Raw genomic sequence first — 14,919 nt, forward strand, 5'->3', positions numbered from 1 at the left:
GCCGCACTCCGAGGGAAGGAGTGCGGCTCACCGGCTTTTTGCTCCGCAGGCCAGGGGGCGTAAAAGAAGCGTCAAGAGCGTGGTCACAGCCGTCAGAGAGCCGTCAACGGCGATCGAAAGCGGCCGGACGGCAGGTTTCCTCAAGAAAACGCCCAACGGGGAAAATGAGACCATGGGACGCGGGAAGCTTCGTATCTACCTCGGCGCGGCGCCGGGCGTCGGCAAGACGTACGCCATGCTGTCCGAGGGCCACCGGCGGGTCGAGCGGGGCACCGACCTCGTCGTCGGCTTCGTCGAGCACCACGGCAGGCCGCGCACCCAGGTGATGCTGCGCGGCCTCGAGGAGGTGCCCCGCCGGGAGATGGAGTACCGCGGGGCCCAGTTCACCGAGATGGACGTGGACGCGGTCCTGGCCCGCCGCCCCGCTGTCGTCCTCGTCGACGAGCTCGCCCACACCAACGTCCCCGGCTGCCGGAACGCCAAGCGCTGGCAGGACGTCGAGGAGCTGCTGCGGGCGGGTATCGATGTTGTTTCCAACCTCAACATCCAGCACCTGGAGTCGCTGGGCGACGTGGTGGAGTCGATCACCGGGGTACGGCAGCGGGAGACCGTGCCCGACGAGGTCGTCCGCCGCGCCGACCAGATCGAGCTGGTCGACATGTCGCCCCAGGCGCTGCGCCGCCGGATGGCGCACGGCAACATCTACAAACCGGACAAGGTCGACGCCGCGCTGTCCAAGTACTTCCGGCCCGGCAACCTCACCGCGCTGCGCGAGCTGGCCCTGCTCTGGACGGCGGACCGGGTCGACGAATACCTCCAGCAGTACCGCTCCGAGCACAGCATCCGCTCCACTTGGCAGGCCCGCGAGCGCATCGTCGTGGGCATCACCGGCGGCCCCGAGGGGCGCACCCTGATCCGCCGCGCCGCCCGGATGGCGGCCAAGGGCTCGGGCAGCGAGGTCCTGGCCGTCTATGTCGCCCGCAGCGACGGCCTGACCTCGGCTTCGCCCAAGGAGCTCGCTCTCCAGCGCACCCTCGTCGAGGACCTGGGCGGCACCTTCCACCACGTCATCGGGGAGGACATCCCCCGCGCGCTGCTGGATTTCGCGCGTGGGGTCAACGCCACCCAGATCGTGCTCGGCTCCAGCCGCCGCAAGACCTGGCAGTACATCTTCGGGCCCGGTGTGGGCGCCACGGTCGCCCGTGACTCCGGGCCCGACCTCGACGTCCACATCGTCACCCACGACGAGGTCGCCAAGGGCCGCGGTCTGCCGGTCGCGCGCGGCGCCAGGCTCGGCCGCACCCGGCTGATCGCGGGCTGGCTGACCGGGGTCGCCGGACCGGTGCTGCTCACCCTGCTGCTGACCCACTCGGGCGGCGCGCTGGCCACCGACGGCGGACCGGGCTTCGCCAACGAGGTGCTGCTGTTCCTGTTCCTCACCGTGGTCGCGGCGCTGCTCGGCGGGCTGCTGCCGGCCCTCGCCTCGGCCGCCGTCGGCTCGCTGCTGCTGAACTACTACTTCACCCCGCCCACCCACACCCTCACCATCGCCGACCCCCAGAACATCGTCGCCATCGCGGTCTTCGTGGCCGTGGCCGTCTGTGTGGCCTCCGTCGTGGACCTCGCCGCGCGCCGCACCCACCAGGCCGCCCGGCTGCGCGCCGAATCCGAGGTGCTGTCCTTCCTCGCCGGCAGCGTGCTGCGCGGCGAGACCAGCCTGGAGGCGCTTTTGGAGCGGGTCCGCGAGACCTTCGGCATGGACTCGGTGGCGCTGCTGGAGCGGGAGGGCGATGTCGCCCCCTGGACCTGCGCGGGCAGCGTCGGCGGCAACGGGGGAGCGCCGCTGCCCGAGCGGCCCGAGGACGCGGACGTCGACATGCCGGTCGGCGACCATATGGCGCTCGCGCTCTCCGGCCGGGTGCTGCCCGCCGAGGACCGCCGGGTGCTCGCCGCCTTCGCCGCCCAGGCCGCCGTGGTCCTGGACCGGCAGCGGCTGGCCCTGGAGGCCGAGCGGGCCCGGGACCTGGACGAGGGCAACCGCATCCGCACCGCGCTGCTGGCCGCCGTCAGCCACGATCTGCGCACCCCCCTCGCGGCCATCAAGGCGGCCGTGTCCTCGCTGCGCTCCGACGACGTCGCCTGGTCGCCCGAGGACGAGGCCGAGCTCCTGGAGGGCATCGAGACGGGCGCCGACCGCCTCGACCACCTGGTCGGCAACCTCCTCGACATGTCCCGGCTGCAGACCGGCACCGTCACGCCGCTGATCCGCGAGATCGACCTCGACGAGGTGGTCCCGATGGCCCTGGTCGGCGTCCCGGAGGCCTGCGTCAGCCTCGAGATCCCCGAGGAGCTGCCGATGGTCGCGGTCGACCCCGGCCTGCTGGAGCGCAGCGTCGCCAACATCGTGGAGAACGCCGTGAAGTACAGCCCGGACGGCCTGCCCGTCCTGGTGTCCGCCAGCGCCCTGGGCGACCGCGTCGAGCTGCGGGTCGCCGACCGCGGCCCCGGCGTCCCCGACAGCGCCAAGGACCGCATCTTCGAGCCGTTCCAGCGGTACGGAGACGCGCCGCGCGGCGCGGGGGTCGGCCTCGGGCTCGCGGTCGCCCGCGGCTTCGTGGAGGCGATGGGCGGCCGGCTGGCCGCCGAGGACACCCCGGGCGGTGGGATGACCATGGTGCTCACCCTGCGGGCCGCCACCGGCCGCGAGCCGGTCAGCTCCCCGCTGCCCGCCCAGGTCACCTCGTGATCAGCGACCATGGACCAGACACAAGCGGAAAGGCAGGCCGTCAGATGAACCGGGTGCTCGTGGTGGACGACGAGCCGCAGATCGTGCGCGCGCTCGTGATCAACCTGAAGGCGCGCAAATACGAGGTCGACGCCGCTTCCGACGGCGCCACCGCCCTGCGGCTCGCCGCCACCCGCCACCCCGATGTGGTCGTACTCGACCTGGGCCTGCCCGATATGGACGGCGTCGAGGTGATCAAGGGGCTGCGAGGCTGGACCCGGGTCCCGATCCTCGTCCTCTCGGCCCGCCAGACCTCGGACGAGAAGGTCGAGGCCCTGGACGCCGGGGCCGACGACTACGTCACCAAGCCCTTCGGCATGGACGAGCTGCTGGCCCGGCTGCGCGCCGCCGTCCGCCGCGCCGAGCCCGTCGGGTCGGCCGACGGCGGCGCGGTCGTGGAGACCGAGGGGTTTACGGTCGACCTGGCCGCCAAGAAGGTCAACCGCGGCGGCGTGGACGTCCGGTTGACGCCGACCGAATGGCATCTGCTGGAGGTCCTGGTCCGCAACACGGGCCGGCTGGTCAGCCAGAAGCAGCTGCTGCAGGAGGTCTGGGGGCCCTCGTACGGCACCGAGACCAACTATCTGCGGGTCTATATGGCCCAGCTGCGCCGCAAGCTGGAGGCCGATCCCTCGCATCCGCGCCACTTCGTCACCGAGCCGGGCATGGGCTACCGCTTCGAGCGCTGAGCGCCGGTTCGGGCGGCAACCCCGTGAGGGCTCCCCGGTACGCTGGCCGTATGAGTGCCGTAGACGAGCCCCCTGGCAAATCCGATAAGCCGGCCGGCCGATTCCGGAGGATGCTGGACCGGCTGTCGAGTTCCCAGGAGGAGCTTCACTCCGCGGAGCTGCAGCAGGACGCCGAGGCCGCCGGCTGCACCAAGATCGGCGATTGCGGCGACCGGCAGATAGTCAAGGTGACCGGTACACTGCGCACCGTCACGCTGCGGCCCCGGGCCGGGGTTCCGGCCCTGGAAGCGGAGCTCTTCGACGGCACCGCCGCCTTGGACGTGGTGTGGCTGGGCCGGCGCTCCATCCTCGGGATCGAGCCGGGCCGCAAGCTGATCGCCACCGGCCGGATCTCGATGAGCCACGGACGCCGGGTGCTGTTCAACCCCAAGTACGAACTCCGACCGCTCGGACAGGAATAGCCGGTGACGAGAGACGACGAGCCGACGGCGACCGAAGAGGATTCCGCGGCCGCCGCGCGGAGCAGAGCGGCGGCGGACACCGCGCTCCTGGAGGCGTTCGGCGGGGTACGGGGCATGGTGGACACCACCGTCCCCGGACTGGTCTTCGTCCTGCTCTACACGATCAAGCGCGATATCCACCTCGCGGCCCTGGCATCGCTGGGGCTCACGGTGCTCCTCGCGCTGGCGCGGCTGATCCGCAAGGAGACCCTGAAGCACGCCTTCAGCGGGGTCTTCGGGGTCGCCTTCGGCGCGATCTTCGCGATGATGTCCGGCGACGCGAAGAACTTCTATCTGCCGGGCATGCTCTACACCCTGGGCCTGGCCGTCGCCTACGTGCTCTCGGCGATCTTCCGCTATCCGCTGATCGGTGTGCTGCTCGGGCCGATGCTCAAGGAGAACCTCTCCTGGCGCACCCGCAACCCCGGCCGGTTCCGTGCGTACACCAAGTCCACCTGGGCCTGGGGGCTGATCCTGCTCGCCAAGTCGGCGATCCTCTTCCCGCTGTACTGGTGGGGCGACGCCACCCAGCTCGGCTGGGTCAAGGTCGCGCTCGGCATCCCGCCGTTCCTGCTGGCCGTCTATCTGACGTGGATATTCCTGGCCAAGGCCCCGCCGCCGATCGACGTCATCGCGGAGATGGAGGCGGAGGAGCAGGCGGAGCGCGAGCGGGAACGGGCGAGGGAGACCCTGAGAGACTCCTGAGAGACGTCTGAGAGAGCGGCAAAGCGCCGGGCGGGCCGATGTGGCCCGCCCGGCGCTTTGTGTCGCGTACGGGCGCTAGGAGGCGTCCGCGCGCTGGACGGACAGCAGTTCCTCCAGCTGCTCCTCGCGGGCCTGGGCCGCGACGAACAGCAGCTCGTCGCCCGCCTCCAGGACGTCGTCCTTGCTCGGCGTCAGGACGCGGGTGCCGCGGATGATGGTGACCAGCGAGGTGTCCTCCGGCCACTCCACGTCCCCGACCCGGGTGCCGGCCAGCGCCGCCTCCGGCGGCAGCGTCAGCTCCACCAGGTTGGCGTCGCCGTGGCTGAAGCGCAGCAGCCGCACCAGGTCGCCGACGCTCACCGCCTCCTCGACCAGCGCCGACATCAGCCGTGGCGTGGAGACCGCGACATCGACGCCCCACGCCTCGTTGAACAGCCATTCGTTCTTGGGGTTGTTGACCCGGGCGACCACCCTCGGCACCCCGTACTCGGTTTTCGCGAGCAGCGAGACAACCAGGTTGACCTTGTCGTCACCGGTCGCCGCGATCGCCACGTTGCAGCGCTGCAGCGCGGCCTCGTCCAGCGAGGTGATCTCGCAGGCGTCGGCGAGCAGCCACTCGGCCTGCGGCACCCGCTCCACCGAGATCGCCGTCGGCGCCTTGTCGATGAGCAGCACCTCGTGCCCGTTCTCCAGCAGCTCGCTCGCGATGGAACGCCCCACGGCGCCCGCTCCAGCGATGGCAACCCTCATCGGCCGGCCTCCTCGGGTCCCTCGTCAAACGCCGCCTCGACCTTCTCCACCTCGTCGGTGCGCATCATCACGTGCACCAGGTCGCCCTCCTGCAACACCGTCTCCGAGGTCGGCAGCATCGCCTCGCCGAGCCGGGTGAGGAACGCGACGCGCACGCCGGTCTCCTCCTGCAGCTTGCTGACCTTGTGGCCCACCCAGGCGGGGGAGGTGTGCACCTCGGCGAGCTGCACCCCGCCGCTGGGGTCGCGCCACAGCGGCTCCGCGCCGGACGGCAGCAGCCGCCGCAGCATCTGGTCCGCGGTCCAGCGCACGGTGGCCACGGTGGGGATGCCGAGCCGCTGGTAGACCTCGGCGCGGCGGGGGTCGTAGATACGGGCCGCGACGTTCTCGATGCCGAACATCTCGCGCGCCACCCGGGCCGCGATGATGTTGGAGTTGTCGCCACTGCTGACCGCGGCGAAGGCGCCGGCCTCCTCGATGCCCGCCTCGCGCAGGGTGTCCTGGTCGAAGCCGACACCGGTCACCCGGCGTCCGCCGAAGCCGGCGCCGAGGCGGCGGAAGGCGGTCGGGTCCTGGTCGACGACGGCGACGGTATGTCCCTGTCGCTCCAGGGTCTGGGCGAGTGCCGCACCCACCCGGCCGCAGCCCATGATCACGATATGCATGCGACTACCCCGCACTCCTCATTACCGTGCTGAACCGCACAAACACCCTGCTCACATCTTCCTTCCAGGCCTACGGGGCGACAGCGGGGTAGGGACCCCGTTGTCGAGGCCGCGGGGCAGCGGAAGGCTGTCCGCCACGGCGTCTGTCACCACCGTATCCGCACTTGTGTGACGGGCCCGAGTCCCCTGCTCAGGTCCGGGTGGAGAGCCGGCGTCGTACGGTGTACAGCGGGGCGACGGTGCCCCGGAACGGCGAACGCCGCTTGCGAACGTTCCGGTGGCGCGGAAGCGGTTCCGGCGCGCTTCGGCGGCTCTTTCCGTCGGCGTGTCGCCGGTCGCCGGAGCGCGCGGCGGGGCCGCATCGCGGCAAGATGGCGGCGTGGTCGTTTTTGTCCCGGGCTGAGGGGGCGCCATCTCCCCGCGGCCTTCCCGATCTTCATGGGATCTTCACCGGAATTGGCAATAGTGCCCTGACAGTTCGAATGTTGTTACGGGCATCGGACGCCAAGACACCGGCGTGACTAAGATGATCGCCGTATTCCGTTTCCGGACGGGACATCAGGGCACTGAATCGTCCGCGCCCGCGTTCTCCTGGCACGAGGTTTCTGATGACAGATCACATATGGGAGGCGGTGAGCTGGTGCCTGGGTGTTGCCCTGCTCATCGTCTTCGTCCTGCTGATGCGCCAGCGAACGATCGCCGCCGGCGTGCGCAGGCGTAACGCCACGCTTGAGGAAAGCCTGAAGTCGCGCGACGAAGAGCTCCAACACCTCGTCGAGATGCGCCTTCCGGTCATCGCGGACGCCCTCAACCAGCCCTCGCAGCTGCCCGGGCTGAGGGACGAAAGGCTGGCCGGCACCACCTTCGCGCAGAGTCTTCACGGAATCGTGGAACTGTTCACCCGCGCGGTGGACAAGGCGCAGGCGAGGGCCGACGCCTCGGCGAAGGCGGCGCTCAAGGCGTCGATGCGCGCCATCCAGGGTCTGGCCAACGAGCAGCAGTTGTCGATCTCCCAGATGCAGGACCGGCACGACAACCCCGATGTGCTCCGGGACCTCTTGGAGATCGACCACGCCAACTCCCAGTTCGGCCGCCGCGCCCAGGCCATCGCCGTGCTCTGCGGCTCCTGGCCCGGCCGCCAGCGGGTCTCCTCCCCGCTGACCGACGTGGTACGGGGCGCCAAGTCCCGGATCCGTGACTACCGCCGGGTCCAGGTGCACGCCCTGGTCGACGTCGCCGTGATGAGCCGCGCGGTGGAGCCGGTCGTGCTCGCCATCGCGGAGCTGCTGGACAACGCCGCGCGCCACTCGCAGCCCAACACCAACGTCGAGGTCAGCCTGCAGCCGGTGCACAACGGCGCGGTCATCGTGATCGACGACGCCGGCGTCGGCATGGACGGCCTGGAGGTGCAGCGCGCCGCCACGCTGCTGTCCGGAGAGCGCGCCGTGGACGTCGCCCGGCTCGGCGACCCGCCGCAGTTCGGCTTCGCCGTCATCGGCCTGCTCGCCGCCCGGTACGGCTTCAGCGTCTCCGTGGACACCAGGTCCCCGTACGGCGGTGTGCGCGCCGTGCTCTTCCTGCCCACCTCGCTGCTCACTCACGTCGACGCCGAGGAGCCGGGCAGCCGGCAGGCCGTACCGCAGGCGCCCCAGCAGTCGGGCCTGGATTCGGGTCTGGAGTCGGGTCTGCACACCATCCCCTCCCTCCCGACCCGCAAGACCCGCTCCGCCCGCCGGACCGAGCCCGCCGTGGGGCAGATCCCCCATCAGCAGGCCGCGCCCCAGCAGGCCGCGCCCCAGCAGGCCGCGCCCCAGCAGGCCGCGCCCCAGCAGGGCGTGCCCCAGCAGCCCGCTCCCCAGCAGGCCGCGCCCGCCCCGGCGGACCAGGCGCCCTCCGCGCCGACCCACCCGTCGGCGATCGATGAAGCGTCACGTACGTACGGCTCGACGGCCGGCGGACTGCCCAAGCGCCGCCGCCGGGAAGCCTCCGTATCGCGGCCGGCGGACGACTGGCCCACGGCCGTCCCGGAGCCCGAAACCGGCTCGCACCGCGTCCGTTCGGCCGAGGAGACGGCCAACCGCATGGGTGCCTTCGCACGCGGCACCCGTTCGGGCCGTGCCGGTGACCAGGACGCCGCCCCCCAAACCGAAGAAGGGAATCGCCAGGCATGAACGACCACATAAACAACGAGCTGGGCTGGATGCTCGACGAGGTCGTGAAGATGCCGGAGGCGCGCCACGCGATCCTGCTCTCGGCGGACGGGATGCTGCGGGCGCACTCCGAGGGCATCGCGCGGGACGAGGCGGAGCGCCAGGCCGCGGCGCTCTCCGGTCTTCAGTCGATCAGCCGCTCCACCGCCGAGTTCTGCGACCCGGACGACGAGACCCCGTGGCAGCAGACGCTCATCGAGTTCGTCGGCGGCTATGTCTTCCTGATCGCCGCCGGCCCCGGCGCCTATCTCGCGGTCTCCGCCACCGAGAACGTGGACATGGAGGCGGTCAGCTACCGGATGCAGAAGCTGGTCGACCGGCTCGGCAAGGAGCTGACCAGCCCGCCCCGTCAGGGCACCACCCGACAGGGCATCGGCAGCCCGGCATGACCCCGGCCAGGCGCGAACGAGGACTGGTACGGCCGTATGTCGTGACCGACGGCCGTGCCTATCCGACCCGCAACACCTTCGACCTGGTGACGCTGGTCATGGCGCATCCGGACCGGCCGCTCGCCGGCCTCAGCCCTGAGAAGCGCCGGCTGATGGAACTGTGCCTCGGCGGCGCCCTCTCGGTCGCCGAGGTCTCCGGGTATCTCCAGCTGCCGGTCAGCGTCACCAAGGTTCTGCTCGGCGACCTCGTGGACAGCGGCCACATCACCACGCGGTCGCCCATCCCCACGGCCGAGCTGCCCGACATCCAGCTTCTGCAGGAGGTGCTCGATGGACTCCGCGCTCGCCTCTGAAGGGGCGGTCTATCTGCCGCAGACCGTCAGAACGGCGGTGAAACTGCTGGTCGTCGGGCACTTCGCGGTCGGCAAGACCACCTGCGTCGGCTCGCTGTCGGAGATCAAGCCGCTGCGCACCGAGGAGACGATGACCCAGGCCGGTGCGCTCGTCGACGACCTCGAGGGGATCGAGGACAAGACGACCACCACCGTGGCCATGGACTTCGGCCGCCTCACCCTGAGCGACACGCTGGTCCTGTATCTGTTCGGCGCCCCCGGACAGCAGCGCTTCACCCGGCTGTGGCAGGACATGACGCGGGGCGCCCTGGGCGCCCTGGTCCTCGCCGACACCCGGCGGCTCGACCAGTCCTTCCCGGTGATGGCCATCCTGGAGGAGCACGGCCTGCCGTACGCGGTCGCCGTCAACCACTTCGAGGGAGCGCCGCGGTTCGCCGAGGCGGAGGTCAGGGAAGCGCTCGACCTGCTGCCGGAGACCCCGCTGGTCACCTGCGACGCCCGGGACCGGATCTCCTCGACCCACGCCCTGATCGCCCTCGTGCAGTATCTGCAGAACCGCCAGTCCAAACCCTCCCAGGAGCATGCGTGACCTACCGCCCCGACACCACGGCCGCAGTCGGGTACCGCCCCGACACCGAGGCCGGAGTCGGAGTCGTACCGCCGCCGGGCTGCCCCGCGCATGCGGGCCAAGCCCGCCTCGGGGGAGCCGCCCGCCCCGCCGCCCAGGGCCTGCCCCTGTACGGACCCGAGTTCGCCGCCGATCCGCACCTCTTCTACGAGCGGCTGCGGCAGTACGGGCCCATCGCCCCGGTCGAGCTGTCCCCCGGCGTCGAGGCGTATCTGATCACCAGCTACTCCCTCGCGCTCGAGGTGCTGCGCGACACCGAGCGGTTCGCCAAGGACCCCCGCGGCTGGCGCGCGCTGAACGAGGGACGCATCCCGCCGGACAGCCCGGTGGGCCCGATGATGATGTACCGGCCCAACGCCCTGTTCAACGACGGGGAGGCGCATGCCCGGCTGCGCGGGGCCATCACGGACAGCCTCACCCGGCTGGACCCGTACGCGCTGAGCGAATACGTCGAGCGCAGCGCCGACACGCTGATCAACGCGTTCGCCGACCGGGGCGAGGCGGACCTGCTCGCCGACTACGCGGCGGCCATCCCGCTGCTCGTCTTCAACGAGCTCTTCGGCTACCCCGCCGAACACGGGCTGCGCCTCGTCGGCACCATGGCGAGGCTCTTCGACAGCGGCGAGGACGCGGCCGAGGCCAACCAGGAGCTGCTGGACTACATGGCGGGCCTGATCGCCGCCAAGCGCCGGCGGCCCGCGGCCGACATCACCTCCTGGATGCTCGTCCACCCCTCCCGGCTGGCGGACGACGAACTGCTGCAGCAGCTCATGCTGATCCTGGCGGCCGGAACCGAGCCCCAGCTGAACCTGATCGCCAACGCGCTGCGGCTGCTGCTCTCCGACGACCGGTTCGCCGGTGAGCTCTCCGGGGGCAGCCTGCCCGTCCAGGACGCCATCGACGAGGTCCTGTGGACCGACCCGCCGCTGGCCAACTTCGGGACCCGGTTCGCCCGCCAGGACCTGGACCTCGCGGGTGTGCGGATCCGCAAGGGCGAGCCGATCCTCACCAGCTACGCCGCCGCCAACACCGACCCCGAGCTGACCTCCGACGGCCGGTTGGGCAACCGCGCCCACCTCGCCTGGAGCATCGGCGCCCACCGCTGCCCGGCCGAGAGCCCGGCGCGGGTGATCGCCTCGGTGGCCATCGAGAAGCTTCTCGACCGGCTCCCGGACATGGAACTGGCGGTTCCGGCCGACCAGCTGGCCTGGCGCACCGGACCCTTCCACCGCGCGCTCGCGGCGCTGCCCGTCCGCTTCCCCGTCACGGCCCGGCCCACGGCCGCAGCCGTCCCCACGGCGGTCTCAGCGCCCGCCCCGGCGGAGCCCCACGGGTCCCCGCAGACCGCACCGGCCGAGTCCGACCCGCCCGGCCAGTCCGCGCGGGCGGCCCAGCGGCGCCGGTGGGGTTCGCTCGCGGCGTGGTGGCGCGGGCAGTAAACGGGTTCACCGGGTCCCGCCGCCGTGCCCCGGGCGGGGTGGGCGGCGGCCCGGGCTACCGCTTACGATCCTCTCCGTGTCCAAACTGACCGACGTTCCTAAACGGATCCTCATCGGGCGGGCGCTGCGCAGCGACAAGCTGGGAGAAACGCTCCTCCCCAAGCGCATCGCGCTCCCCGTCTTCGCCTCCGACCCGCTGTCCTCCGTCGCGTATGCGCCAGGGCAGGTGATGATCGTTCTGTCGGTGGCGGGTGCGTCGGGCTATCACTACAGCCCCTGGATCACGGCCGCGATCATCGTGCTGATGTTCACGGTGGTCGCCTCGTACCGCCAGAACGTGCACGCCTATCCCAGCGGCGGCGGCGACTACGAGGTCGCCAACACCAACCTCGGCCCCCGGGCGGGGCTGACCGTCGCGAGCGCGCTGCTCGTGGACTACATCCTGACCGTGGCGGTGTCGATCTCCTCGGGCGTGGAGAACCTGGGATCCGCGGTCCCCTTCGTCGTCGAGCACAAGACGCTGTGCGCGATCGGCATCATCCTGCTGCTGACCCTGATGAACCTGCGGGGCGTGCGCGAGTCCGGCAAGCTGTTCGCGATCCCCACCTATGTGTTCGTCGCCGGCGTCTTCATCATGATCGCCTGGGGCGCCTACCGCGGGCTGGTCCTCGGCGACTCCATGAAGGCGCCCACCGCCGGCTTTGAGATCAAGGCCGAGCACACCGGGCTCGCCGGGTTCGCGCTGGTCTTCCTGCTGCTGCGGGCCTTCTCCGACGGCTGTGCCGCGCTCACCGGCGTCGAGGCGATCAGCAACGGCGTGCCCGCCTTCCGCAAGCCCAAGAGCCGGAACGCCGCCACCACGCTGGCGCTGATGGGCGGCCTCGCCGTCACCATGTTCTGCGGGATCATCGCCCTCGCGATGGCCACCGATGTGAAGATGGCCGAGGACCCGGCCAAGGACCTGCTGGACAAGGGCGTGGCGCTCGGCGAGCACTACACCCAGGACCCGGTGATCACCCAGGTCGCGGCGGCCGTCTTCGGCGACGGCTCGCTGCTGTTCGTGGTGCTGGCCACGGCCACCGCGCTGGTCCTGTTCCTGGCCGCCAACACCGCGTACAACGGCTTCCCGCTGCTCGGCTCGATCCTCGCCCAGGACCGCTACCTCCCGCGCCAGCTGCACACCCGCGGCGACCGGCTCGCCTTCTCCAACGGCATCGTGCTGCTCGCCGGCGCCGCCGCCATCCTGGTCTACATCTACGGCGCGGACTCGACCCGGCTGATCCAGCTCTACATCGTCGGCGTCTTCGTCTCCTTCACGCTCAGCCAGACCGGCATGGTGCGGCACTGGAACCGCCTTCTGCGCACCGAGCGGGACCCGGCGGTGCGCCGCCGGATGCTCCGCTCGCGCGCGATCAACACCTTCGGCGCCTTCTTCACCGGCCTGGTGCTGGCCGTGGTGCTGCTGACCAAGTTCACCCACGGCGCCTGGGTCGCGCTGCTCGGCATGGTCTTCTTCTACGTCCTGATGACCGCGATCCGCCGCCACTACGACAGCGTCTCCGGCGAGCTGTCGGCCTACGAGGACGACGAGTCCGAGACCGTGCGCCCCTCCCGGGTGCACTCCATCGTCCTCGTCTCCAAGATCCACAAGCCGACGCTGCGCGCCCTGGCCTACGCCAAGCTGATGCGCTCCCACAAGCTGGAGGCGCTGAGCATCAGCGTGGACCCGGCCGAGACCAAGGCGCTGCAGGAGGAGTGGACCGAGCGCGGCATAGACGTCCCCCTCAAGATCCTCGACTCGCCCTACCGCGAGATCACCCGGCCGGCCATCGAATACGTCAAGAGCCTGCGCCGGGAGAGCCCGCGCGACGTGATCTCCATCTATATCCCCGAGTACGTCGTCGGCCGCTGGTACGAGCATCTGCTGCACAACCAGAGCGCGCTGCGGCTCAAGGGCCGGCTGCTGTTCACCCCGGGCGTCATGGTGACCTCGGTGCCCTGGCAGCTGGACTCCTCGGAGCTGGCCCGCAAACGCGCCCGCAAGCGGGCCGAGTGGCATGCGCCGGGCGCGGTGCGGCGAGGCCCGGTGGGGCCGCCCAAGGGCGACAAGGCGAAGGCCGACACGGCGAAGGCCGGCAGCACGCAGAGCCGGCCGGCGGCGGCGGAGGAGCGGCCGGTCGGCGGCGGACAGCCGAGGGCCTAGACTGGTGGGCTGCGGTGGACTGCTGTCCAGCGCAGCCCACCACCCCCACCCGCACCCTCTGGAGCCGAGCCGCCATGCACCGTGAACCCAAGGCGTCGCTGGTCGGCGAGGAGTACGAGGTCGAGGTCGGGCCGGTCGCACACGGCGGCCACTGCGTCGCCCGCACCGCCGAGGGCCGGGTGCTGTTCGTCCGGCACGCGCTGCCCGGCGAGCGCGTGGTGGCCCGGGTGACCGAGGGCGAGACGGACTCGCGCTTCCTGCGCGCCGACGCCGTACGGGTGCTGGAGGCGTCCAAGGACCGGGTCGAGGCCCCCTGCCCGTTCTCCGGCCCCGGCCGGTGCGGCGGCTGCGACTGGCAGCACGCGGCCCCGGGCGCCCAGCGCCGGCTGAAGGCGGAGGTCATCACCGAGCAGCTGAGCCGGCTCGCCGGGCTGACCCCCGAGGAGGCCCGCTGGGACGGCACTGTCGAGCCCGCCCCCGGCGACAAGGTCGCCCGCGGCGAGGTCCCGGCCTGGCGCACCCGCGTGCAGTACGCGGTGGACGAGCAGGGTCGGCCGGGCCTGCGCCGCCACCGCTCGCACGAGGTCGAACCCGTCGACCACTGCCTGATCGCCGCCCCCGGCGTCACCGAGCTGGGCGTCGAGAAGCGCGAATGGCCGCAGATCGCGACCGTGGAGGCGATCGCCGCCACGGGCTCCTCCGACCGCCAGGTCGTCCTCACCCCGCGCCCCGGCGGCCGACTCCCGCTGGTGGAGCTGGACCGGCCGGTCTCCGTGCTCCGGCTGGGCGAACCCCAGGGAGGTGGCGCGGCCCGCGAGGGCACCCGCGCGGTGCACCGTGTACACGGCCGCCCGTTCGTCCGCGAGCGCGCCGCGGGCCGCACCTGGCGGGTCGGCGAGGGCGGCTTCTGGCAGGTCCACCCCAAGGCCGCGGATCTGCTCGTCGAGACCGTCATGCAGGGCCTGATGCCCCGCAAGGGCGAGATGGCCCTCGACCTGTACTGCGGCGTCGGCCTCTTCGCGGGCGCCCTCGCCGAACGGGTCGGCGAACGCGGCGCGGTGCTGGGCATCGAGTCCGGCAAGCGCGCGGCCGAGGACGCCCGCCACAACCTCGCCGACCTGGACCGGGTCCGGATCGAGCACGGCAAGGTCGAGCAGATCCTGCCCCGCACCGGCATCACCGAGGCCGACCTGATCGTCCTCGACCCGCCCCGCGCCGGCGCGGGCAAGGAGACCGTCACCCGCCTGGCCTCCCTCGGCCCGCGCCGCATCGCCTACGTGGCCTGCGACCCGGCGGCCCTGGCCCGCGACCTCGCCTACTTCCGCGAGGCGGGCTATGTGCCGCGGCGGCTGCGCGCGTTCGACCTGTTCCCGGTGACGCACCACGTGGAGTGCGTGGCGATCCTGGAGCCTGCTGCGAAGAGCCTCTGACCTGCAGATTTTCTGATCCCTCACGGTCGGCCGGGTCTGCTCGGCCCTTTCTCTCAAGTCCGCCGCGTGGAGCATTCGAAGGCTCGCGTCAAGCGTCTCACCTGCGGTTTCGTAGAGCGGAGCATGGGTGAGGGACGCGTTGTTCCGACGAGATGGGGGCGGTCAGGGAAACG

Annotated in this window: 13 protein-coding genes; 11 read left to right on the forward strand and 2 right to left on the reverse strand. The window is 71.4% G+C overall.

The features are described from left to right. Positions 1 to 172: 172 nt before the first annotated feature. From ACWDSL_RS33650 to ACWDSL_RS33665, 4 genes are read left to right on the forward strand one after another with little or no spacing between them, the layout of a single operon-like run. Positions 173 to 2,746 (forward strand): DUF4118 domain-containing protein, encoded by a 2,574-nt coding sequence (locus ACWDSL_RS33650; protein ID WP_450491746.1) that lies wholly within the window; start codon positions 173 to 175, stop codon positions 2,744 to 2,746. A 44-nt stretch (positions 2,747 to 2,790) separates the two neighbouring features. Next, complete coding sequence (locus tag ACWDSL_RS33655; RefSeq protein ID WP_450491747.1) at positions 2,791 to 3,474, forward strand: response regulator; 684 nt, start codon at positions 2,791 to 2,793, stop codon at positions 3,472 to 3,474. 50 nt (positions 3,475 to 3,524) lie between these two features. Beyond that, entirely contained in the window at positions 3,525 to 3,935 is a 411-nt protein-coding gene (locus tag ACWDSL_RS33660; RefSeq protein WP_078610406.1) for an OB-fold nucleic acid binding domain-containing protein, read from the forward strand. A gap of 3 nt (positions 3,936 to 3,938) precedes the next feature. Beyond that, on the forward strand, positions 3,939 to 4,679 hold the full coding sequence (locus ACWDSL_RS33665; RefSeq protein ID WP_450491748.1) for a DUF3159 domain-containing protein: 741 nt from the start codon (positions 3,939 to 3,941) through the stop codon (positions 4,677 to 4,679). Positions 4,680 to 4,754: 75 nt separating this feature from the next. On the opposite strand, the gene ACWDSL_RS33670 is transcribed toward ACWDSL_RS33665, so the two are convergent. Together ACWDSL_RS33670 and ACWDSL_RS33675 are read right to left on the reverse strand one after the other, a co-directional pair. Next, the gene (locus tag ACWDSL_RS33670) at positions 4,755 to 5,429 is read right to left on the reverse strand and encodes a potassium channel family protein (RefSeq protein ID WP_385629204.1); all 675 of its coding nucleotides are present in this window, start codon (positions 5,427 to 5,429) and stop codon (positions 4,755 to 4,757) included. Continuing rightward, positions 5,426 to 6,094: a potassium channel family protein gene (locus ACWDSL_RS33675; RefSeq protein ID WP_014175852.1), complete on the reverse strand. Its 669-nt coding sequence runs from the start codon at positions 6,092 to 6,094 to the stop codon at positions 5,426 to 5,428. The genes ACWDSL_RS33670 and ACWDSL_RS33675 overlap by 4 nt, the downstream gene beginning before the upstream one ends. Positions 6,095 to 6,702: 608 nt before the next feature. On the opposite strand from ACWDSL_RS33675, the gene ACWDSL_RS33680 reads away from it, so the two are divergent. The 7 genes from ACWDSL_RS33680 to ACWDSL_RS33710 all read left to right on the forward strand — a co-directional run bounded on the left by ACWDSL_RS33680 (position 6,703) and on the right by ACWDSL_RS33710 (position 14,746). Next, positions 6,703 to 8,265, forward strand: coding sequence for an ATP-binding protein (locus ACWDSL_RS33680; protein WP_450491749.1), 1,563 nt, complete (start codon positions 6,703 to 6,705; stop codon positions 8,263 to 8,265). Beyond that, positions 8,262 to 8,693 (forward strand): roadblock/LC7 domain-containing protein, encoded by a 432-nt coding sequence (locus ACWDSL_RS33685; protein WP_014175850.1) that lies wholly within the window; start codon positions 8,262 to 8,264, stop codon positions 8,691 to 8,693. The genes ACWDSL_RS33680 and ACWDSL_RS33685 overlap by 4 nt, the downstream gene beginning before the upstream one ends. Continuing rightward, a complete protein-coding gene (locus tag ACWDSL_RS33690) occupies positions 8,690 to 9,046 on the forward strand; it encodes a DUF742 domain-containing protein (protein WP_450491750.1) in 357 nt (118 codons plus the stop codon). Before ACWDSL_RS33685 ends, ACWDSL_RS33690 begins: the two co-directional genes overlap by 4 nt. After that, positions 9,024 to 9,635, forward strand: a complete 612-nt coding sequence (locus tag ACWDSL_RS33695) for a GTP-binding protein (RefSeq protein ID WP_450491751.1) — start codon at positions 9,024 to 9,026, stop codon at positions 9,633 to 9,635. The genes ACWDSL_RS33690 and ACWDSL_RS33695 overlap by 23 nt, the downstream gene beginning before the upstream one ends. Next, positions 9,632 to 11,113, forward strand: coding sequence for a cytochrome P450 (locus ACWDSL_RS33700; RefSeq protein ID WP_450491752.1), 1,482 nt, complete (start codon positions 9,632 to 9,634; stop codon positions 11,111 to 11,113). Before ACWDSL_RS33695 ends, ACWDSL_RS33700 begins: the two co-directional genes overlap by 4 nt. Positions 11,114 to 11,189: 76 nt before the next feature. Then, entirely contained in the window at positions 11,190 to 13,316 is a 2,127-nt protein-coding gene (locus ACWDSL_RS33705) for an APC family permease (protein ID WP_450491753.1), read from the forward strand. A gap of 74 nt (positions 13,317 to 13,390) precedes the next feature. Beyond that, positions 13,391 to 14,746 (forward strand): class I SAM-dependent RNA methyltransferase, encoded by a 1,356-nt coding sequence (locus ACWDSL_RS33710; RefSeq protein ID WP_450491754.1) that lies wholly within the window; start codon positions 13,391 to 13,393, stop codon positions 14,744 to 14,746. Positions 14,747 to 14,919 lie beyond the last annotated feature (173 nt).

Source organism: Streptomyces sp. NPDC000941, from assembly GCF_053599555.1.

What these genes read in the sequence shown, in the direction of transcription:
- ACWDSL_RS33660 (WP_078610406.1), top strand. Translation starts at nt 3,525, where the DNA reads ATGAGTGCCGTAGACGAGCCCCCTGGCAAATCCGATAAGCCGGCCGGC.
- ACWDSL_RS33650 (WP_450491746.1), top strand. Translation starts at nt 173, where the DNA reads ATGGGACGCGGGAAGCTTCGTATCTACCTCGGCGCGGCGCCGGGCGTC.
- ACWDSL_RS33675 (WP_014175852.1), bottom strand. Translation starts at nt 6,094, where the DNA reads ATGCATATCGTGATCATGGGCTGCGGCCGGGTGGGTGCGGCACTCGCC.
- ACWDSL_RS33695 (WP_450491751.1), top strand. Translation starts at nt 9,024, where the DNA reads ATGGACTCCGCGCTCGCCTCTGAAGGGGCGGTCTATCTGCCGCAGACC.
- ACWDSL_RS33710 (WP_450491754.1), top strand. Translation starts at nt 13,391, where the DNA reads ATGCACCGTGAACCCAAGGCGTCGCTGGTCGGCGAGGAGTACGAGGTC.
- ACWDSL_RS33655 (WP_450491747.1), top strand. Translation starts at nt 2,791, where the DNA reads ATGAACCGGGTGCTCGTGGTGGACGACGAGCCGCAGATCGTGCGCGCG.
- ACWDSL_RS33685 (WP_014175850.1), top strand. Translation starts at nt 8,262, where the DNA reads ATGAACGACCACATAAACAACGAGCTGGGCTGGATGCTCGACGAGGTC.
- ACWDSL_RS33690 (WP_450491750.1), top strand. Translation starts at nt 8,690, where the DNA reads ATGACCCCGGCCAGGCGCGAACGAGGACTGGTACGGCCGTATGTCGTG.
- ACWDSL_RS33680 (WP_450491749.1), top strand. Translation starts at nt 6,703, where the DNA reads ATGACAGATCACATATGGGAGGCGGTGAGCTGGTGCCTGGGTGTTGCC.
- ACWDSL_RS33670 (WP_385629204.1), bottom strand. Translation starts at nt 5,429, where the DNA reads ATGAGGGTTGCCATCGCTGGAGCGGGCGCCGTGGGGCGTTCCATCGCG.